The organism is Mycobacterium sp. NGS29, from assembly GCF_059812965.1.
This window is the reverse complement of the sequence record NZ_JCALDR010000003.1, coordinates 204696-223121: the sequence shown is the minus strand read 5'-3', so window position 1 is coordinate 223121 and position 18426 is coordinate 204696. Positions and strand designations below refer to the sequence as shown.

Genomic DNA, 18426 nt, shown 5'->3' with positions numbered 1-18426 from the left:
ACGGCAGTCGTGTCCGAAAAGAGCTGTGGAGGGTTATTGATGACAACAGCAGGTGGCGGTTACCCGGGCCAGGGTGCACATTCTGGTCCCGCACTCGCCAAGGAGGCGCCGTCGGGCGGCGCTGATGGGCTGGCCGCCGAAGTGCACACCCTCGAGCGGGCCATCTTCGAGGTCAAGCGGATCATCGTGGGCCAGGACCAGCTCGTCGAGCGGATGCTGGTTGGCCTGCTCGCCAAGGGGCACGTACTGCTGGAAGGTGTACCCGGCGTCGCCAAGACGCTGGCCGTGGAGACCTTCGCCCGCGTCGTCGGCGGGACATTCGCCCGCATCCAGTTCACCCCGGACCTGGTGCCCACCGACATCGTCGGTACCCGCATCTACCGGCAGGGCAAGGAGGAGTTCGACACCGAGCTCGGCCCGGTGGTGGTGAACTTCCTGCTCGCCGACGAGATCAACCGTGCCCCGGCAAAGGTCCAGTCCGCGCTGCTCGAGGTGATGGCCGAACGTCACGTGTCCATCGGCGGCAAGACTTTCCCGCTGCCCAATCCGTTCCTGGTGATGGCCACCCAGAACCCGATCGAGCAGGAGGGCGTCTACCCGCTGCCCGAGGCGCAGCGCGACCGCTTCCTGTTCAAGATCAACGTCGGTTACCCGACGCCCGAAGAGGAACGCGAGATCATCTACCGGATGGGTGTCACCCCGCCGCAACCCAAGCAGATCCTCGACACCGGTGACCTGCTGCGCCTGCAGAACGTCGCGGCCAACAGCTTCGTCCACCACGCGCTGGTCGACTATGTGGTCCGCGTGGTGATGGCCACCCGCCAACCCGAGCAGCTGGGCATGAACGACGTCAAGACCTGGATCGCGTTCGGCGCCTCACCGCGCGCCTCGCTGGGCATCATCGCCGCGTCGCGGGCCCTCGGGCTGGTGCGCGGGCGCGACTACGTGATTCCCCAGGACATCATCGACGTCATTCCCGACGTGCTGCGCCACCGCCTGGTGCTCACCTACGACGCGCTGGCCGACGAGATCACCGCGGAGACCGTGATCAACCGGGTGCTGCAGACGGTCGCCCTACCGCAGGTGAATGCCGTTCCGCAGCAAGGGCATTCGGTGGGACCGGTGATGCAGGGCGCCACTGTGGCGGCTGGCGGTCGGTGACCGACTCGAAACCCGCCGCGGCTAAGCCCGCGGTGCGTCATCCGCCTTCGATGATGCGCGGCACCATCGACGACCCGAAGTTGTCGGCGGCGCTGCGCACCCTCGAGCTGACCGTGAGCCGCAAACTCGACGGCATCCTGCACGGCGATCACTTGGGTCTGATCCCGGGGCCGGGCAGCGAGCCGGGGGAGTCGCGGATCTATCAGCCCGGTGACGACGTACGCCGGATGGACTGGGCGGTCACCGCGCGCACCACCCACCCGCACGTGCGGCAGATGATCGCCGACCGCGAACTAGAGACGTGGCTGGTGATCGACATGTCGGCCAGTCTGGACTTCGGCACGTCGGTCTGTGAGAAGCGCGACCTGGCGGTGGCTGCCTCGGCGGCCATCTGTTACCTCAATGTGGGCGGTGGAAACCGGATCGGGGCGCTGGTGTCCAACGGCACCGACACCATCCGGGTGCCGGCGCGCTCTGGTCGCGAGCACGTGCAGACCCTGTTGCGCACCATCGCGACCACGCCGAAGGCGCCGGTCGGGGTGCGTGGAGACCTGGCCGCCACCATCGACGCCCTGCGCCGGCCGGAACGGCGCCGCGGCATGGCGGTGATCATCAGCGACTTCCTCGGTCCGATCAACTGGATGCGACCGCTGCGTGCGATCGCGGCCCGGCACGAGGTGCTGGCCGTCGAAGTGCTCGATCCGCGTGACGTCGAATTGCCCGACATCGGCGACGTGGTCCTGCAGGACGCGGAGTCCGGGGCGGTTCGCGAATTCACCATCGACAGCCAGCTGCAATCCGACTTCTCCCGGGCCGCATCGTCACATCGCGCCGACGTGGCCCGCACGATCCGCGGTTGCGGCGCATCGGTGATGACGCTGCGCACCGACCGCGACTGGATCGCCGACATCGTTCGTTTCGTGTCCAATCGCCGACGCGGGGCTGTGGCGGGGCGCCGGTGAACCACACCCATCCCGCGACGGCCACATATTCCACGACGGGTTTGTTATGAGATTGCCCCTGCTCGGGCCGATGAGCCTGTCCGGCTTCGAACACTCCTGGTTCTTCCTGTTCCTGCTGGCCGTGGTCGGCCTGGTTGCGTTGTACGTGCTGTTGCAGCTGGCGCGGCAGCGGCGCATGTTGCGGTTCGCCAACATGGAGTTGCTGGAAAGCGTTGCGCCCAAACGGCCTTCGAAGTGGCGGCACGTCCCGGCGATCCTGCTGGTGTGTGCACTGGTGTTGCTGACCATCGCGATGGCCGGGCCCACCAACGACGTCCGTATCCCGCGTAACCGCGCGGTGGTGATGCTGGTGATTGACGTGTCGCAGTCGATGCGCGCCACCGACGTCGAACCCAACCGGATGGTCGCCGCGCAGGAGGCCGCCAAGCAGTTCGCCGACGAGCTGACCCCGGGTATCAACCTCGGTCTGATCGCCTACGCGGGTACCGCCACGGTGCTGGTGTCGCCGACCACCAACCGGGACGCCACCAAGGCCGCGCTGGACAAGTTGCAGTTCGCCGACCGCACCGCCACCGGGGAGGCGATCTTCACCGCCCTGCAGGCCATCGCCACCGTCGGCGCGGTGATCGGCGGCGGGGACACGCCCCCGCCGGCCCGCGTGGTGTTGTTCTCCGACGGCAAGGAGACGATGCCGACCAATCCGGACAACCCCAAGGGGGCCTTCACCGCGGCGCGCACCGCCAAGGACCAGGGCGTGCCGATCTCCACGATCTCCTTCGGCACCCCCTACGGCTTCGTCGAGATCAACGACCAGCGCCAGCCGGTGCCCGTCGACGACGCGACGCTGAAGAAAGTCGCCCAGCTCTCCGGCGGCAACTCCTACAACGCCGCCACGCTGGCCGAATTGAAGGCGGTCTACGCCTCGCTGCAGCAGCAGATCGGCTACGAGACCATCAAGGGCGACGCCAGTGTGGGCTGGTTGCGGCTGGGCGCGCTGGTCCTGACGTTGGCCGCGTTGGCGGCGCTGCTGATCAACCGACGGCTGCCTACTTGAGCTTCAGTTCAACGCGATGACCGCCGACGGCGGGTACGACGCCGGGATCGGGTTGATGTTCTGCACGATCGGCGAGCCCGGTGGCGGCGGCAACACCCGGCTCAGCGTGAAGCGCGCGCCGTCGGCCAATTCCTGACGGGTGCACATGAACTCCTCGGTGGTCCGCAGCCGCCAGCGGTCCTGACCCAGACAGGCGCGGTTGCCGTCGCGGGTGACGGCAAGCGCCATCGCCAGTGCGTCGGCCCACGATTCGTCGGTTCGGGTCTCCAGCACCACCGGGCGGCCGTGCGCGTGGGCGGCGATATAACTGAGCGCTGCCGGCACCCCGGCCAGTTCGTCACGGTCCCGCCGCAATGCGGGCGTGCTGAGCGCGAGCGTCACCCCGACCGTCAGACCCAGGGCCGCCGCAGCGACCGGCAGTCGGCGTACCCAGCCCTGGTCGCGGGCCGTGGCCAGCAGCACCAGCGCCACCGCGCCCAGCATCAGGAGCGCCAGCGGCAGCGCGTAGGAGAAGATGCCGATGTAGGACGCGAAGAGTTGGTCCACCCCGTACCAGCAGTACAGGCCGAACAGTGCGGTGGCCACGGCGGTCACCCGCAGCAGCTGACGGCAGAAGTCGTGCGGGGTGCCGTCGGGCAGCGTGGCGAGCGCACGGACCAGCAGGACGTTCCCGACGAACAAGACGACCAGGATCACCGCGCCGGCCGCCGGGTTCGGCCCCCAGAACTGCACCAGGAACCGCGCCGTGTCGAGCAGCGGGTTCGGCGCCCGGTGGCCGTAGGAGATGTACTTCGCGATCTCCCCGGGCCAGTGCAGCATCTCGTTGAGCACGATGGGCAGCAGGAACACCGCCAGCACGACCGCGGCGATCAGCAGGTCGCGGCGGTGTGCGAGCAGGTTGCGCCGCTGCGGGAGCAGCGCCGCCAGGGCCAGCAGCGGGACCAGTGCCAGGAACTCGGCGTGCCCGTGCACCAGCAACCCGCCGGCGAGCACCATGATCCACAGGTGGCGCAGCCGGCCGGCCGCGACCGAGGCGACCGCGAACAGATACAGCAGGAAAGGCGCGAAACAGGCGTGCGGGATCCAGGTCGAGCAGACCAGCTGGGTGTGCTTGGCCAGGAAGATCAACCGGACGCCGAACGCGGTGAGCACCGCGGGCACCGAACGCACCCAGGTGTAGAGGATGGTCAGCGCCAGCCCGAGCAGCGTCGCATTGAGCGCCATGATCGTCATCACCTGCCCGTTGTAGGGCGCCGGAACCAGGTGAGTCACGTCGTGCAGCAGCCACTCGCCGAAGGCCTGCAGGTAGAAGTAGGCCGGGCCGGGGTGATGGAAGCCGACCCGGGAATAGTGCCCGGTCAACAGGTCGAAGTGCTTGGCCTGGATGGTCAGCATCGAATTCGACGCGGGATCGCCGGCCTCGTAGATGGCCTGGGTGAACAGGTCGGTATTGCGCAGCAGCAGCAGGATGAACAAAGCGCCGCCGCAAGCGGCGAAGATCGCTCGGGCGGGCGGGGTCCGGGAACGGGTCGACGGGTCGGCCATGCGGCCCTGATCCTATGCAGCCGCGTGGCCGCCAGGGTTTGTCGGGGGCACCGGGTTTCGGGCCGACCGCGGTGAGGCGATAGGTTGACGGGGTGACTGGTGCAGCCACTGAAATTGCCTTCGAACCTCCGGCCGACGGCGGCAAACCGCCGTTCGTGTCGCGATCAGTCCTGGTCACCGGCGGAAACCGGGGTATCGGACTGGCCATCGCCCAGCGGCTGGCCGCCGACGGGCACAAAGTGGCCGTCACCCACCGCGGCTCCGGCGCGCCCGAGGGGCTGTTCGGCGTCGAGTGCGACGTTACCGACAACGCCGCCGTGGATCGTGCCTTCACCGAGGTCGAGCAGCATCAGGGGGCGGTCGAGGTGCTGGTGTCCAACGCCGGCATCTCCGCGGACGCCTTCCTGATCCGGATGACCGAGGAGCGGTTCCAGAAGGTCATCGACGCCAATCTCACCGGCGCGTTCCGGGTGACCCAGCGGGCCTCGCGCAGTATGCAGAAGAAGCGCTTCGGCCGGATCATCTACGTGGGCTCGGTCTCCGGCAGCTGGGGGATCGGCAACCAGGCCAACTACGCGGCCTCCAAGGCCGGCCTGATCGGCATGGCCCGCTCGATCTCCCGGGAACTGTCCAAGGCCGGGGTGACGGCGAACGTGGTGGCTCCCGGGTACATCGACACCGAGATGACCCGCGCGCTGGACGAACGGATTCAGGCCGGGGCGCTGGATTTCATCCCCGCCAAGCGGGTCGGTACCGCCGAGGAGGTGGCCGGAGTGGTCAGCTTCCTGGCGTCCGAGGACGCGAGTTACATCGCCGGCGCGGTCATCCCGGTCGACGGCGGCATGGGCATGGGCCACTAGGTAAAGGACGGACATGGCAGGCTTGCTCGACGGCAAACGGATCCTGGTCTCCGGGATCATCACCGACTCATCGATCGCGTTCCACATCGCCCGGGTCGCGCAGGAGCAGGGCGCTCAGCTCGTGCTGACCGGGTTCGACCGGCTGCGGCTGATCCAGCGCATCGCCGACCGGCTGCCGGAGAAGGCGCCGCTGATCGAACTCGACGTGCAGAACGAGGAGCATCTGGCCAGCCTGGCCGAGCGGGTCAAAGCCGAGATCGGCGAGGACAACAACCTCGACGGCGTGGTGCACTCCATCGGGTTCATGCCGCAGACCGGGATGGGCATCAACCCGTTCTTCGACGCTCCCTACGAGGACGTGTCCAAAGGCATTCACATTTCGGCGTATTCGTACGCCTCATTGGCAAAGGCGTTGCTGCCGATCATGAATCGCGGTGGCTGCATCGTCGGGATGGACTTCGACCCCACCCGGGCGATGCCGGCCTACAACTGGATGACGGTTGCCAAGAGCGCTCTGGAATCGGTCAACCGGTTCGTCGCGCGCGAGGCCGGCAAGGTCGGCGTCCGCTCCAATCTTGTTGCGGCCGGGCCGATTCGGACGTTGGCGATGAGCGCGATCGTGGGTGGCGCGCTCGGCGAGGAAGCCGGCGCACAGATGAAGCTGCTCGAGGACGGCTGGGACCAGCGCGCCCCGATCGGTTGGAACATGAAGGACCCGACGCCGGTCGCCAAGACGGTGTGCGCTCTGCTCTCCGACTGGCTGCCGGCCACGACGGGTGACATCATCTACGCCGACGGCGGCGCCCACACGCAGCTGTTGTAATGGATTTCGACGCGCTCCTGCTGCTGTCCTTTGGTGGTCCGGAAGGGCCGGAGCAGGTGCGGCCGTTCCTGGAGAACGTCACCCGGGGACGCAACGTGCCCCCGGAGCGGCTCGACGACGTCGCCGAGCACTACCTGCATTTCGGCGGGGTCTCACCGATCAACGGGATCAACCGGGCGCTGATCGCCGAGTTGCAGGACCAGCAGGGTCTGCCGGTCTACTTCGGCAACCGCAACTGGCAGCCCTACGTGGAAGACACCGTTGCGACGATGCGCGACAATGGGATTCGCCGGGCGGCGGTATTCACCACCTCGGCGTGGAGTGGCTACTCCAGTTGTACGCAGTACGTCGAGGACATCGCCCGGGCCCGGGCGGCGGCCGGCCCGGATGCGCCCGAACTCGTCAAATTGCGAACGTACTTCGACCATCCGCTGTTCGTGGAGATGTTCGCCGAGGCGGTCGCTGCCGCGGCCGGCACCGTGTCCGACGATGCACGGTTGATCTTCACCGCGCACTCCATTCCGATCGCCGCCGATCAACGCTGCGGTCCGAATCTGTACAGCCGCCAAGTGGCTCACGCCGCACGGTTGGTGGCGTCGGCGGCGGGGTACCGCGACTTCGACGTGGTGTGGCAGTCGCGGTCCGGGCCGCCGCAGGTGCCGTGGCTGGAGCCCGACGTCGGCGACCATCTGGCATCGTTGGCGGACAAGGCCGTAATCGTCTGTCCCATCGGCTTTGTCGCCGACCACATCGAAGTGGTCTGGGATCTGGACCACGAGTTACGGCTGCAGGCTGCAGATCTCGGCGTTGCATTCGCCCGCGCCGCCACCTTCAACGCCGACGCCCGGTTCGCCCGGCTGGCCATCGATCTGATCGACGAACTGCGCGACGGCCGCGCGCCGGCACGGGTGTCCGGCTCCCGTCCGGTGCCCGGTTGTCTCGCCAGTGCCAACGGCCAGGCATGCCTGCCGCCGCACTGTGCCCGCGAAATCGCGTAGGGCAGGTTCGGCTGCCGCGCCCCAAGCCGTTTTGGCGGCGGTGACTCCGTTGCCCTGAGCAATCGCGCGACCATCCCCCGGATGCTGACGGATGGGGCGCGCGTGGTCAGGCCGCGGCGATAGCAAACACGCCGCGCCCGGGTCTGACACCGCTACCCGTCGGCGCAGAATTCAGTCGGCCCACGCGGACTGCAGGATCGCGGTGACCGCGGCCATGCGCGCCGAGCGGACCACCGCGCTGAGCGGCCGCAGGGCATTGGAAGCGAGCTGCGTTTCCGAAGAAGATTGCGTACCAGTCAATTCCGGTGCGGCGGTACGGTCGGGCAACCGGCTCAGCCCGGCGCTGACCGCGATGATCGCATCGACATGCGCGGCGTTCTCCAGCACCCGCAGCGCGCGGGTGGGCGCGTGGTCGGGAATCCGGTGTTGCCGTGCGGATTCCAGCATCTGCTCGACGAGCCCGCGCGGATTGTCAACGCCGCTGGCCGATTCCAATCCCATCACGCTCAACGCATCGGCAGCCGACCGCACTGCCGAACGCAGTGTGTATTCGGCGTCGCCCAGTTCGTGGTGGTCGAACACCGGGACGCCGGGCAACGAGTACACCATCCACGTCAGCGCGCACAGTTCGGGTTCGTCGGCTTCGTCGTCGTCGCTGTAGGCGTACTCGGGCACCAGTCCGATCGCGCTGCGCGCATCGTCGGGGTTGGTGACGATCACCGCCTCGCCGGCAGCCAACGCGTCGCGTTCGAACTGGGTGCCGGCGCACAACCCGCGCACATCGCCGGGCACCGGGATCACCACGTTGATGGTGCCGCGCGGACGGTCGGGCGTCTGACGACCGACTGCCGCCCGCAGCGTCTGCAGCAGCGACACCGTCCCGGCGTCGCTCACATCGGGCCACGGCAGCCCGGTGTGGCCCGCCGCGACGGCGTCGTAGGCCGCAACGGATTGCCTTGGCGCCCAGAGGGATAACGCATCAAGGACGTCGTCGGGCGCGGCCTTGCCTGCGAGCCAGGCGTTGGCCCACATCGACAGTGAGACACTGGGGCACCACATGGTCTCGCAGTGTAGTGGCTCGCCGCCACGGGCGTGGATTGTCGGAGATCACGCGTATTCTGTGCCCATGCCCGTCGCACTGATCTGGCTCATCGGAGCTCTGGTGCTGGTCGGTGCGGAGGCCCTCACCGGCGACATGTTCCTGCTGATGCTCGGCGGCGGCGCGTTGGCCGCCGCGGGGGTCAGCTGGCTGACGGACCTGCCGGTCTGGGCGGACGGAGTGGTGTTCCTGGTCGTGTCGGTGCTGTTGCTCACCCTGGTGCGGCCGCAACTTCGCCGGCGGATGACCCCGCAGACCGCGCTGCGGACCGGCGCGGAGGCGCTGGAAGGCAAGCACGCGGTGGTGCTGGATCGGGTCGCCCACGACGCCGGGCAGGTCAAGCTGGACGGTCAGGTGTGGACGGCGCGCCCGCTCAACGACGGCGACGTCTACGAACCCGGCCAGTCCGTCACCGTCGTGCACATCGACGGGGCCACCGCCGTGGTGTTCAACAACGCATAGCGACCGACTGAAGGAGTTCCGGTGGAAGGTGCGGTGACCGGCCTGGTCCTGCTGGCCGTCCTGGTGGTATTCGCCATCATCATCGTGGCCAAATCGGTGGCCCTGATACCGCAGGCCGAGGCTGCGGTCATCGAGCGACTGGGCCGGTACAGCCGCACGGTCAGCGGCCAGCTGACGTTGCTGGTGCCGTTCATCGACCGCATCCGGGCCCGCATCGACCTGCGTGAACGGGTGGTGTCCTTTCCGCCGCAACCGGTCATCACCGAGGACAACCTGACGCTGAACATCGACACCGTCGTCTACTTCCAGGTCACCGTCCCGCAGGCGGCGGTCTACGAGATCAGCAACTACATCGTCGGTGTCGAGCAGCTGACCACCACCACGCTGCGCAACGTGGTCGGCGGCATGACCCTCGAGCAGACCCTGACCTCCCGCGACCAGATCAACGCCCAGCTGCGCGGCGTGCTGGACGAGGCGACCGGCCGCTGGGGGCTGCGGGTGGCGCGGGTGGAGCTGCGCAGCATCGATCCGCCGCCGTCGATCCAGGCGTCGATGGAAAAGCAGATGAAGGCCGACCGGGAAAAGCGCGCGATGATCCTGACGGCCGAGGGCACCCGGCAGGCGGCGGTAATGCAGGCCGAGGGGCAGAAGGCGGCGCAGATCCTGGCCGCCGAGGGTGCCAAGCAGGCCGCGATCCTCACCGCTGAGGCCGATCGGCAGTCCCGGGTGCTGCGCGCCCAGGGTGAACGCGCCGCCGCCTATCTGCGGGCGCAGGGACAGGCCAAGGCCATCGAGAAGACGTTCGCCGCGATCAAAGCCGGCCGACCGACCCCGGAGATGCTGGCCTACCAGTATCTGCAGACGTTGCCGGAGATGGCGCGCGGCGACGCCAACAAGGTGTGGGTGGTGCCCAGCGACTTCAACGCTGCGCTGCAGGGCTTCACCAGGTTGCTCGGCAAACAGGGCGAGGATGGGGTGTTCCGGTTCGAGCCGTCCCCGGTCGACGACGCGCCGCGGCACTCCGCGGACGACGACGACGCCGAGGTGGCGGACTGGTTCACCACCGGCAGCGATCCGGCGATTTCCCAGACGCGCGCCGCCACCGATGTCTTGCCGCTGCAGCCCGGCCAACGCCCGGTGGATGGGCCGCCGGAGCTGCGTCAATAGGATTGCCGGATGAGCACTCTGACTTCACCGAAGACCTACGCCGGACTGGCTGCGTTCCACGCCCTGGACGCGGTGTTGTGCGCGGTCGAGGCGCCGCCCATCAAGAAGGCGCTGGACACCGTCCAATGCCCGGAGAACGTGCGCCCGGTGTTGCCGGTGGTGAAGGTGGCCGCCGCCGTCGGCCTGGCGTCGGTGAACCGGTTTCCGGCGCTGGCTCGGCTGACCACGGCGATGCTGACGCTGTATTTCACGTTGGCGGTGGGCGCGCACCTGCGGGTGCGGGACACGGTGGCCAACACGTTGCCGGCCGCGTCGTTCCTGGCGTTGGTCCTGGCGATGACGGTCAAGGGGCCGGACACCGCCGACGCTTCGTAGCCTCGCGGTGTCCGCGCCCGCGACCGAAAGCCGTGCTAGCGCGGAGCAGTCGGCGATGCGCTGGGCCCCGCGGAAGGCGATGCCGGTGGCTGACCCGGCCCCGGTGGCTGCTGCCCGGCCGGCCCACCCGGCCCAGCAGGTCCCATTGGGGGCGGCCCGCCCGGGAACGGCGGCGGCAGCATGCCGTGCGGACCGCCCATCGGGCCTTTACCGCCGGCCATCGGACCGCCCGGTCCGCCGGGACCGGGGAAACCCATGTGCGCTGCGCCGGGTGGCGGTCCGAAGCCTGGTGGCGGCGGTGGAGGTCCGAAGAAGGTGATCGCCAGCACGGCGGCTCCCGCGGTGAACATCGAACCGATCAGTCCACCCAGCAGTCCGGCGCCGAACAGCGCGCCGAGGGGAAAGCGCCGTTTCTGCGCCGCCGTCGGAGCAGCAGCGGGCGGCGGAGCGACGACTGCCTCGTCGCTCGGTGTCGTGGTGTGGTCGGAGGTCATGGGGACTCCTCGGGTCGTTGGTGCGTTGCTGGACGCGACGGTAGGAGCCGAACTTGAAGCAAAGCTGAAGATTGCCGGAGCCGGCCCGGCGCAGTCCGGACCAAGCAGCGTCGTGTGAACAATGGGGGGCATGACTCGCGCCGATCGCACCGGTAGCAGGACCGGCCAATTCAGCGTCGGCACCCCGCGGGTGTTGGTGGTCGAGGACTCCGAAACGATTCGGGAGATGGTCAGCGAGGCGCTGTCCGACGTCGGCTATCACACCGACACCCGTTGTGACGGAAACGGATTGGAAGAGGTGCTGGAAGGTCTGCGGCCCGATCTGGTGGTGCTTGACGTGATGTTGCCGGGCCGGGACGGATTCGAACTCATCGACGTCGTGCGGCAGTGGGGCGACATCGGCATCGTCTTGATCACCGCCCGTGACGGCCTGCCGGACCGGTTGCGCGGCCTGGACGGGGGCGCTGACGACTACGTGGTCAAACCTTTCGAACTGGCCGAGCTCGTCTCTCGGGTCGGGGCGGTGTTACGGCGACGGGGACGGCTGCCCACCGTGGTCCAGTTCGGTGACGTGATCCTCGACGTCGACGCAGGCGTTGCGGCGCGCGACGGTCACCCGCTGGACCTCACCGCCACCGAGCTGCGGCTGCTGACCTTCCTGGTGGAGCAGCGGGGGCGGATCGTCAACGCCAACCAGATACTCAGTGCGGTGTGGGGATACGACGCCTACGACCCGAATCTGGTGCAGGTGCACGTCAGCGGGCTGCGGCGCAAACTCGAGGCGCACGGCCCGCGGATTCTGCAGACCGTTCGCGGCATCGGTTACCGCCTGCAGCCACCGCAATCGTGACGGGCACGGTCACGCCCACCCCGTCGCTGCGGCGACGGGTGGTGCTGCTCGTCGTGGCGCTGCTGGCGGTGCTGCTGGTCGTGCTGGGCGTGACGGTCGATATCAGCCTGCGCGTCCAGGCGCGGCACAACCTGAACGAACGGCTGCTCGCTGCGACATCGCGAGCTGATGCTCTGGTCGCCGCCCACACCGCGCCGGATCTGATGGCCGCGCAGTTGAATGGTGGCAGCGTGCGCGCATTGATCGTGACGGCCGATGGTGTCACCTATGGCGATCCGGGCATCAGCCCCGACACCAGAGCGGGTTCTACTGTGCCGCCGCCCTTTCCGCCGCCGCCGGTGCACCGGCCGGGGCCGCCGCCGTCGGGCAGGCCGCCGCTGCCGCCGGGCATGTTGCCGCCGCCGCCACCGCCTAGCGGCACCCCTGCTGACGCGAGTGCGACCGTGGTGGTGCACCCGCTGCCCGACGGCGCCCGCTTGATCCTGGTCGCCGACACCACCCAGACCACGCAGGTGACCCGTCAGCTGCGCCAGCTGATGATCGGCGCCGGACTGGCGACGCTGGTGTTGGCTGCACTGTTGCTGGTCGTCGTCAGCCGGACCGCGCTGCGGCCGCTGGACGGGTTGACTGCGCTGGCCAAGGACATCACCACCGGTGACCGCGGCCGGCGGCTGCGGCCGTCGCGCACCGATACCGAATTAGGCCGCGCTGCAGACGCTTTCGATGGGATGCTGGATGCGCTGGAGGATTCTGAGTTGCGCGCCCGGCAGGCCGCCGAGAACGCGCAGCGCGCCGAAACGGCGACGCGGCAGTTCCTTGCCGACGCCGCGCACGAGCTGCGCACCCCGATCGCGGGCATCCAAGCCGCCGCCGAGCAACTCGCCGCCCACGAGACCGGCTCGGAGTCCAGCGCGCAGCTCCGGCGGGCCGCCTTGTTGCAGTCCGATGCCCGACGGGCCGGTCGGCTGGTTGCCGACATGCTGGATCTGAGCCGCATCGACGCCGGCTTGACGCTGGACGTCCGGGAAGCCGATCTGGCCGCGATCGTCGAGTCCGAAGTGCAGCGCGCCGCCATGTTGGCGCCGGCGGTCTCGGTGCGGCGCACCGGGGTGTCCGAGCTCAACGTGACGGCGGACCCGACCCGGGTGGCGCAGATCCTGTCCAACCTGCTGGACAACGCGCGGCGGCACACGCCGGCGGGTGGCTCGATCACCGTCGAACTCGGTGCCGATCCGAGCGCGGCGACGGTGACCGTCACCGATACCGGGCCCGGCGTTCCCGACGAGGAGCGGAACCGTATCTTCGAGCGTCTGGTCCGGCTGGATGCCGACCGTGCCCGCGACCACGGCGGGGCGGGACTGGGACTGTCGATCGCCCGCGCGCTGGCCCGGGCCCACGGCGGCGACCTGGTGTGCCTGCCGCACGACGGGGGTGCACAGTTCCGGCTCAGCTTGCCGAATTACCTTGTCAGGTCGGAAAATTCAAGTAACCGGGCGGCTATCTGATCCCATGTCAATTGGTTGCCCGCTATCGCAACCACGAATTGCTCGGCGGCATCGACATCCAGGTCAGTCGAAACCCGATAGCCGTTCAGGCCGAGGAGGAGCCAGCAGGCCGCCCAACCAGTGCGCTTGTTCCCGTCGGCCAACGATTGTGTGGTCACCAGTGAGTGCAGCAGCGCTGCCGCTTTATCCCAGACCGACGGATATGCATCTGTACCGAAAACCGTTGCCGCAGGGCGCATCAGACTGGATTCGAACAGACCGGGATCACGCACCAACGGCCGAAAGCCGCAGGCGTACTCCGCTGCGATCAAGACCTCGTCGGTGCTCGGGAAGTCCGTCACGCCAAGCGGCGGTTCAGTTCAGCGGAGCGCTGAGCTATCTCCTGACTCAGAGCACGTATCCGGCCTTCGCGATCGACCGCCTTGGCCAGGATCGCCTGTTTCGCGAACGCCCGCATGGAGGTCCCTGTGCTGCTTGCCGCCGCACGTACGGTTGCCAGTTCCTCTTCGGAGAATTCGACATTCAACGCTGGCATGGTTGACCCCCAATTACTTGGTACTACAAAGGTACCAGATTTGGTACCTGGGCAACGAGCGGCCAAATGGGGGGGCTCCAGGCATGGACGGCAGCGGTGGCGCGGGTGGCCAGGGCGGCGCGGGCGGAGCGTTTGCCAGCGGCGGCGCCAATGGAGCGGTGCTCGGCAACGGCGGCATCGGCGGAATGGGTGGCGCCGGTGGCAACGCCGGCTATCTGTTCGGCCACGGTGGGAATGGCGGTGTCGGCGGTGCTGGGGGTGGCGGTTCGGCTGGCGAGGGTACTGGCGGCACCGGTGGCGCGGGAGGTCTGTCCGGGCTCTTTGGTGACGGTGGCGTCGGGGGAAGCGGGGGAACGGCGTTCAGCGTTGCCGGCACTGGGGGCACCGGAGGCAACGGCGGCAACGCTCAGCTGCTAGGCAACGGCGGCAACGGCGGCAATGCGGGCACCGGACTCTGCCGTCGGGCTCCGGGAGTCGGCGGCAGCGCCGGGCTGCTGTTCGGGCTGGCTGGGATCAGTGGCAGCTGACATCGGTTCCCGTTGCCTGCAGCCAGTTAGAGCTGCACCCACTCGCCGCGAGCTGCAGAAGTCAGCACCGCCTCCGTGAGAACCGCTGCGCGATAACCATCTTCGAACGTCGGCAGCCCGTCCGGTGCCCCGCCCCGAATGGCCGAGTACACGTCGGCGACGAAAGCGTCGAAGCAGTCCTGATATCCCTGCGGGTGGCCGGCCGGAACCGTCGAGAGCCGCACCGCGTCGGCGGCGGAGAAACCGGCGCCGCGCTCCAGCAGCGTCGAACCCTCGGCTCCGCCGACCCAAAGCCGGTCGGATCGCTCCTGCTCGAAGCCGAAGGCAGCGCGTTCGGTGTCGACGTACAACTCGAGTCGGTTCTTGCGACCCCAGGACACCTGGCTGACGTTCATCGATCCGATCGCGCCGTCGGCCGTGCGGAACAGCAGTGCTGCAAGGTCTTCCGTCGGCTGCGACGCCTGGCGGTCGTGGACCGTTGACGTCACAGCCGACAACGCGACGATGCGGTCGCCGGTGACGAACTCGGCAAGATCGCACCAGTGGACTCCGATGTCGGCAAACGCCCGCGAGGGTCCCCCCGATGCCGGATCGACGCGCCAGTTGGACGCCCCCGCATCGCCCAGCCAATCCTGCAGGTACCCACCGTGGATGAGAAAGATGCGTCCGCCGTCGCGCAACCTGGCGCGCATTTCCCGCACCGACGGGTAGAACCGATACGCGAACGGCACCGCGTGCACCACCCGTCGCGCCTTCGCCTCGGCAAGCATGGCGGCGGCTTGCGCAGTGGAAACGCCGATGGGTTTCTCGCAGATCACGTTGGCGCCGGCGGCCAGAGCAGCTGAAACCTGTTGGGCGTGAACGGCATTCGGGGTGCAGACGTGTACTAGGTCGGCATCGCCGAGTAGGTCGTGTGGCGACGACGACGATGCGGCCACACCCCACGCGTCGGCGGCACGGGCCGCGCCCTCTTCGGTGCGACCCACCACCCCGACGACGACGCCGCCGGCCCGGCGCACCGCCCTGGCGTGAACGGCGCCGATGAACCCGGTCCCGATGATCACCGAACGCAGCATCGAGGCGATACTACGGATGTGCCTGATGCCCGTCCGGTCGTAGTCCTTTCGGCTGCGCCGCGAGCGATCGATCAGCTTTTCCGGCCGGGCAGGTTCGAGGCGCTCGAGGCGGATTTCGAAGTCATTGTCGACGATGGCTTTACCCGGCTCGACGAGTTGTTGCCCGAGGTTTTCGCGATCGTCGGTCAGCCCGACCTGCCCCGGGAACGGCTGGTCCGCGCCGAGAAGTTGCGGGCACTGGTGAACGTCGAGGGGAATTTCTTTCCCAACGTGGACTACCCGGTGTGTTTTGCGCGCGGGATTCGGGTGCTGGGGTGTGGTCCGGTGTACGCGCAGCCCGTCGCCGAGTACGCGCTGGGTCTGGCGCTGGATCTGTGTCGGGGAATCAGCCGGGAGGACCGCGCTTTGCGGGCCGGCACGGAAAGCTGGAGTGCCGAGAGCACCGCGGACTCGATCCTGCTGTCCGGTGCGGACGTCGGCCTGATCGGTTTCGGCTTTCTCGGTCGCGCACTGCGCGCGCTGCTGGTTCCGTTCCATCCGGTGCTGCGCTGCTTCGATCCGTGGCTGCCCGACAGTGTGATCCGCGAGCATCAGATGATTCCGGCCGAGCTGAACGAGGTGCTGGCGCGCAGTCAGGTCATCGTCGTGCTGGCCACGGTCACCAGCGAGAGCGAACATCTGCTCGGCGCGGCGGAGTTGGACACCATTTCGCCAGGTGCCCGGGTCGTGCTGGTCAGCCGCGCCGCCGTCGTCGACCTCGACGCGCTGCTGGACCGCGTGGCGGACCAGCGGTTCCTCGCCGCCGTCGACGTGTGGCCCGACGAGCCGCTACCAGCCGACCACCGCGCCCGCGGCATCGAAGGGCTGGTGCTGTCCGCACACCGTGCGGGCGGGATCGCCAGCGCCTTTCATGACATCGGCGAACTGGTCATCGACGACCTGCGGCTGATCAAGGCCGGCCTGCCGCCGGTACGGTCGCAGCTCGCCGCACCGGAGTTGGTGGGCCGGTACCGCAACCGCCCGGTGGGTTGAGTCTCAGCCCGTCACCACACTGAGACCCCACTGCTCCAGCCACGGCCGCACCAATTCGGCCACCGAAAACGTTGCCGGCGTCGAACATCCGGGATTGGGGTCGTTCTGCCGTCCGCCGCGGATGTGGATGCCGACCGCCGCTGCGCCGTCCCGACGAATGAGGTAGACCGGGCCGCCGGAGTCGCCGCACTGACTGGCGGCCAGGAACACCACCTTGCTGTCGGTGACATCGGTGATCTGTCCGCATTCCACCCGGCCGGTCTTCATGCCGAATTTGCACAGCTGCTGGCCGAGCTGCAGTTCGTCGGCGACGCCACTGACCGGCATCGAGGCGGTGATCGCCGCCGTCTGTGGCACCTTGTCGGCTTCGAGGGTGATCAGCCCGATGTCATGGTCTTCGCCGCGGGTACCTTCGCTGACCGTCTGGGTGAACGTGCCCACGGTCACGTACGACTCGGCGGCGGAATTGATGCTGACTTTGCTTGTCTCGCCGGGCTTGTTGCAGTGACCGGCGGTGAGCAACGCCCGCTGGCCGGTGTTGGTGTGCACCAAAAATCCTGCGGTACAGGCCATTCCGCCGGTGCCGTCGGCGTAGCTGACCGCGATCGCGGTGCCCGGGCCGACGGTGGCTGCGGCCGGCAGCGGGAACGGGATGCGGATGGGCGGCTCGGATGCCCGGAGGATCGGTGTCCTGGGGCCGGGCAGGAACATCGCGCACACGAACGAGGCGGCGCTGAGGAGCGCGAAGAACGACAGTCGCCAGCTGTGGAAGCGCCGGTCGCGGGTATGGCGCCAGGAGGCCAGCACCGGCCAGGCCGCCACCACCAGGCACAGTGATGCTCCGGCGGCGAGAGCGATGGTGCGCACCAGCGATGCCTGTGGTGACAGGTTCGCGAAGGCACCGACCATGACGTCGATCTTTCAGGTAAAGCCGAGCGTGCTCAAACCGAGCGCACCGGCTCCGCGTCGACGGCGGGCGGCGGCGTTTCGAACGCCGGCCCGGGGTGCGCGGCATGCTGCTGGCGGTATTTGCGCACCTCATAGATCAGCCCGCACATGCCCAACGCCCCCGTGCACACCGACACCAGCACCAACAGTGGGTTGCCGTCGCCGGCGAATGCGTTGCCCAGGATCACCACGGCGGCGGTGCCGGGCAACAGCCCGGCGACGGTGGCCCAGGTGTAGGGCAGCACCCGTACCGCGGAGGCGCCGGCGGCATAGTTGATCGCCGCGAACGGCACGGCGGGGATGAACCGCAACGACAGGATGGCCAGCCAGCCTCGTTCGCGCAGGCGCTCATCGAGTCGCGCGATCGCCCGCCGGTGATCCAGCCGCTTCAGCCGCCACCCGGTGGCCCGCACCAGCAGCAGCGCCAGCACAGCGCTGGCGGTGCTGGCGCTCACCGCGATGGCCACCCCGAGCGCCGTCCCGAACAGCAGTCCAGCCGCGATGGTGAACGCGGTGCGGGGAAACGGCGCCACGGTCACGACGGTGTGCACGAGCAGGAAGGCGAGCGGAAACCACGGCCCCACCGATCGCGCCCAGTCGCGCATTTCCAGCGCGGTGGGCAGCGGAACCAGCAACGCCACGGCCACCAGGGCTGTGATTCCCACCACGGTGAAAATCAGCCGCAGCCGCGAGGTCTGCCGCACCGCCTCAGCCATCGCCGTCGCGACACCGCGCACGGTATCGACGGTTTTGCAGATGAGGGGGGCCGGCATGATTTCCAAGGGTACGGGGCGCAGGTGAATACCGAGTTGCCCTCGGCTGGCGTTTCGCGGCACACCGCGGTGCAGATAGTCGCACCACGATTCCTCTTTTGCGGTGCAAATCAACTAGCGTAATTTGCGAGTTGCACCCCCTCAGACAACCCCAACAGTGCTGGGAAAACAGGAGCAATC

At 68.4% G+C, this 18426-nt stretch carries 21 protein-coding genes; 13 read left to right on the top strand and 8 right to left on the bottom strand.

Going from position 1 to position 18426, the window contains the following annotated elements:
* Positions 1 to 39 precede the first annotated feature (39 nt).
* From moxR1 to AC5Y5Z_RS05710, 3 genes are read left to right on the top strand one after another with little or no spacing between them, the layout of a single operon-like run.
* Positions 40 to 1161: a chaperone MoxR1 gene (moxR1, locus tag AC5Y5Z_RS05720; RefSeq protein WP_463825090.1), complete on the top strand. Its 1122-nt coding sequence runs from the start codon at positions 40 to 42 to the stop codon at positions 1159 to 1161.
* Between the two features lie 50 nt (positions 1162 to 1211).
* Positions 1212 to 2123, top strand: a complete 912-nt coding sequence (locus AC5Y5Z_RS05715; RefSeq protein WP_463825451.1) for a DUF58 domain-containing protein — start codon at positions 1212 to 1214, stop codon at positions 2121 to 2123.
* A 46-nt stretch (positions 2124 to 2169) separates the two neighbouring features.
* Complete coding sequence (locus tag AC5Y5Z_RS05710; RefSeq protein WP_463825091.1) at positions 2170 to 3177, top strand: VWA domain-containing protein; 1008 nt, start codon at positions 2170 to 2172, stop codon at positions 3175 to 3177.
* 3 nt (positions 3178 to 3180) lie between these two features.
* Here AC5Y5Z_RS05710 and AC5Y5Z_RS05705 read toward each other — a convergent pair whose 3' ends face one another.
* A complete protein-coding gene (locus AC5Y5Z_RS05705) occupies positions 3181 to 4722 on the bottom strand; it encodes a hypothetical protein (RefSeq protein ID WP_499923850.1) in 1542 nt (513 codons plus the stop codon).
* A gap of 92 nt (positions 4723 to 4814) precedes the next feature.
* Here AC5Y5Z_RS05705 and fabG1 point away from each other — a divergent pair, with 92 nt between their 5' ends.
* Genes fabG1 through AC5Y5Z_RS05690 form a run of 3 tightly spaced genes read left to right on the top strand, consistent with a single transcriptional unit; the run spans position 4815 to position 7403 of the window.
* The gene (fabG1, locus tag AC5Y5Z_RS05700) at positions 4815 to 5582 is read left to right on the top strand and encodes a 3-oxoacyl-ACP reductase FabG1 (protein ID WP_463825093.1); all 768 of its coding nucleotides are present in this window, start codon (positions 4815 to 4817) and stop codon (positions 5580 to 5582) included.
* 13 nt (positions 5583 to 5595) lie between these two features.
* A complete protein-coding gene (gene inhA, locus AC5Y5Z_RS05695; RefSeq protein WP_463825094.1) occupies positions 5596 to 6405 on the top strand; it encodes an NADH-dependent enoyl-ACP reductase InhA in 810 nt (269 codons plus the stop codon).
* Entirely contained in the window at positions 6405 to 7403 is a 999-nt protein-coding gene (locus tag AC5Y5Z_RS05690) for a ferrochelatase (RefSeq protein ID WP_499923847.1), read from the top strand. The genes inhA and AC5Y5Z_RS05690 overlap by 1 nt, the downstream gene beginning before the upstream one ends.
* Positions 7404 to 7574: 171 nt before the next feature.
* On the opposite strand, the gene AC5Y5Z_RS05685 is transcribed toward AC5Y5Z_RS05690, so the two are convergent.
* Positions 7575 to 8462, bottom strand: a complete 888-nt coding sequence (locus tag AC5Y5Z_RS05685) for an Rv1486c family protein (RefSeq protein ID WP_499923845.1) — start codon at positions 8460 to 8462, stop codon at positions 7575 to 7577.
* A gap of 67 nt (positions 8463 to 8529) precedes the next feature.
* On the opposite strand from AC5Y5Z_RS05685, the gene AC5Y5Z_RS05680 reads away from it, so the two are divergent.
* From AC5Y5Z_RS05680 to AC5Y5Z_RS05670, 3 genes are read left to right on the top strand one after another with little or no spacing between them, the layout of a single operon-like run.
* The gene (locus AC5Y5Z_RS05680; protein WP_463825097.1) at positions 8530 to 8964 is read left to right on the top strand and encodes an NfeD family protein; all 435 of its coding nucleotides are present in this window, start codon (positions 8530 to 8532) and stop codon (positions 8962 to 8964) included.
* 21 nt (positions 8965 to 8985) lie between these two features.
* Positions 8986 to 10131 (top strand): SPFH domain-containing protein, encoded by a 1146-nt coding sequence (locus tag AC5Y5Z_RS05675; RefSeq protein ID WP_463825098.1) that lies wholly within the window; start codon positions 8986 to 8988, stop codon positions 10129 to 10131.
* Between the two features lie 9 nt (positions 10132 to 10140).
* Entirely contained in the window at positions 10141 to 10506 is a 366-nt protein-coding gene (locus tag AC5Y5Z_RS05670; protein ID WP_463825099.1) for a DoxX family protein, read from the top strand.
* Between the two features lie 35 nt (positions 10507 to 10541).
* Here the strand turns inward: AC5Y5Z_RS05670 and AC5Y5Z_RS05665 are convergent, their stop codons facing one another.
* A complete protein-coding gene (locus AC5Y5Z_RS05665; RefSeq protein WP_463825100.1) occupies positions 10542 to 11000 on the bottom strand; it encodes a hypothetical protein in 459 nt (152 codons plus the stop codon).
* 130 nt (positions 11001 to 11130) lie between these two features.
* Here AC5Y5Z_RS05665 and AC5Y5Z_RS05660 point away from each other — a divergent pair, with 130 nt between their 5' ends.
* Positions 11131 to 11850: a response regulator transcription factor gene (locus AC5Y5Z_RS05660; protein ID WP_463825101.1), complete on the top strand. Its 720-nt coding sequence runs from the start codon at positions 11131 to 11133 to the stop codon at positions 11848 to 11850.
* Positions 11847 to 13355: a sensor histidine kinase gene (locus AC5Y5Z_RS05655; RefSeq protein WP_499923842.1), complete on the top strand. Its 1509-nt coding sequence runs from the start codon at positions 11847 to 11849 to the stop codon at positions 13353 to 13355. The genes AC5Y5Z_RS05660 and AC5Y5Z_RS05655 overlap by 4 nt, the downstream gene beginning before the upstream one ends.
* On the opposite strand, the gene AC5Y5Z_RS05650 is transcribed toward AC5Y5Z_RS05655, so the two are convergent.
* Both AC5Y5Z_RS05650 and AC5Y5Z_RS05645 read right to left on the bottom strand, forming a co-directional pair.
* The gene (locus AC5Y5Z_RS05650) at positions 13310 to 13696 is read right to left on the bottom strand and encodes a type II toxin-antitoxin system death-on-curing family toxin (RefSeq protein ID WP_499923840.1); all 387 of its coding nucleotides are present in this window, start codon (positions 13694 to 13696) and stop codon (positions 13310 to 13312) included. The genes AC5Y5Z_RS05655 and AC5Y5Z_RS05650 overlap by 46 nt on opposite strands.
* The gene (locus AC5Y5Z_RS05645; RefSeq protein ID WP_463825105.1) at positions 13693 to 13890 is read right to left on the bottom strand and encodes a hypothetical protein; all 198 of its coding nucleotides are present in this window, start codon (positions 13888 to 13890) and stop codon (positions 13693 to 13695) included. Before AC5Y5Z_RS05645 ends, AC5Y5Z_RS05650 begins: the two co-directional genes overlap by 4 nt.
* A gap of 83 nt (positions 13891 to 13973) precedes the next feature.
* On the opposite strand from AC5Y5Z_RS05645, the gene AC5Y5Z_RS05640 reads away from it, so the two are divergent.
* Positions 13974 to 14417, top strand: a complete 444-nt coding sequence (locus AC5Y5Z_RS05640) for a hypothetical protein (RefSeq protein WP_499923838.1) — start codon at positions 13974 to 13976, stop codon at positions 14415 to 14417.
* 26 nt (positions 14418 to 14443) lie between these two features.
* Here AC5Y5Z_RS05640 and AC5Y5Z_RS05635 read toward each other — a convergent pair whose 3' ends face one another.
* Complete coding sequence (locus tag AC5Y5Z_RS05635) at positions 14444 to 15493, bottom strand: Gfo/Idh/MocA family protein (RefSeq protein WP_499923836.1); 1050 nt, start codon at positions 15491 to 15493, stop codon at positions 14444 to 14446.
* 18 nt (positions 15494 to 15511) lie between these two features.
* On the opposite strand from AC5Y5Z_RS05635, the gene AC5Y5Z_RS05630 reads away from it, so the two are divergent.
* Positions 15512 to 16525, top strand: a complete 1014-nt coding sequence (locus AC5Y5Z_RS05630; RefSeq protein ID WP_473139611.1) for an NAD(P)-dependent oxidoreductase — start codon at positions 15512 to 15514, stop codon at positions 16523 to 16525.
* Positions 16526 to 16528: 3 nt separating this feature from the next.
* On the opposite strand, the gene AC5Y5Z_RS05625 is transcribed toward AC5Y5Z_RS05630, so the two are convergent.
* Together AC5Y5Z_RS05625 and AC5Y5Z_RS05620 are read right to left on the bottom strand one after the other, a co-directional pair.
* Entirely contained in the window at positions 16529 to 17434 is a 906-nt protein-coding gene (locus AC5Y5Z_RS05625) for a S1 family peptidase (RefSeq protein ID WP_473139612.1), read from the bottom strand.
* Between the two features lie 32 nt (positions 17435 to 17466).
* Complete coding sequence (locus AC5Y5Z_RS05620) at positions 17467 to 18246, bottom strand: TVP38/TMEM64 family protein (RefSeq protein WP_463825110.1); 780 nt, start codon at positions 18244 to 18246, stop codon at positions 17467 to 17469.
* Positions 18247 to 18426 lie beyond the last annotated feature (180 nt).

Bases quoted from the DNA above. Each gene is read 5' to 3' on its own strand.
- AC5Y5Z_RS05670 (WP_463825099.1), top strand. From the start codon at position 10,141: ATGAGCACTCTGACTTCACCGAAGACCTACGCCGGACTGGCTGCGTTC.
- AC5Y5Z_RS05705 (WP_499923850.1), bottom strand. From the start codon at position 4,722: ATGGCCGACCCGTCGACCCGTTCCCGGACCCCGCCCGCCCGAGCGATC.
- AC5Y5Z_RS05680 (WP_463825097.1), top strand. From the start codon at position 8,530: ATGCCCGTCGCACTGATCTGGCTCATCGGAGCTCTGGTGCTGGTCGGT.
- inhA (WP_463825094.1), top strand. From the start codon at position 5,596: ATGGCAGGCTTGCTCGACGGCAAACGGATCCTGGTCTCCGGGATCATC.
- AC5Y5Z_RS05715 (WP_463825451.1), top strand. From the start codon at position 1,212: ATGATGCGCGGCACCATCGACGACCCGAAGTTGTCGGCGGCGCTGCGC.
- AC5Y5Z_RS05665 (WP_463825100.1), bottom strand. From the start codon at position 11,000: ATGACCTCCGACCACACCACGACACCGAGCGACGAGGCAGTCGTCGCT.
- AC5Y5Z_RS05710 (WP_463825091.1), top strand. From the start codon at position 2,170: ATGAGATTGCCCCTGCTCGGGCCGATGAGCCTGTCCGGCTTCGAACAC.
- moxR1 (WP_463825090.1), top strand. From the start codon at position 40: ATGACAACAGCAGGTGGCGGTTACCCGGGCCAGGGTGCACATTCTGGT.
- AC5Y5Z_RS05635 (WP_499923836.1), bottom strand. From the start codon at position 15,493: ATGCTGCGTTCGGTGATCATCGGGACCGGGTTCATCGGCGCCGTTCAC.
- AC5Y5Z_RS05660 (WP_463825101.1), top strand. From the start codon at position 11,131: ATGACTCGCGCCGATCGCACCGGTAGCAGGACCGGCCAATTCAGCGTC.
- AC5Y5Z_RS05625 (WP_473139612.1), bottom strand. From the start codon at position 17,434: ATGGTCGGTGCCTTCGCGAACCTGTCACCACAGGCATCGCTGGTGCGC.
- AC5Y5Z_RS05685 (WP_499923845.1), bottom strand. From the start codon at position 8,462: ATGTGGTGCCCCAGTGTCTCACTGTCGATGTGGGCCAACGCCTGGCTC.
- AC5Y5Z_RS05690 (WP_499923847.1), top strand. From the start codon at position 6,405: ATGGATTTCGACGCGCTCCTGCTGCTGTCCTTTGGTGGTCCGGAAGGG.
- AC5Y5Z_RS05645 (WP_463825105.1), bottom strand. From the start codon at position 13,890: ATGCCAGCGTTGAATGTCGAATTCTCCGAAGAGGAACTGGCAACCGTA.
- AC5Y5Z_RS05620 (WP_463825110.1), bottom strand. From the start codon at position 18,246: ATGCCGGCCCCCCTCATCTGCAAAACCGTCGATACCGTGCGCGGTGTC.
- AC5Y5Z_RS05640 (WP_499923838.1), top strand. From the start codon at position 13,974: ATGGACGGCAGCGGTGGCGCGGGTGGCCAGGGCGGCGCGGGCGGAGCG.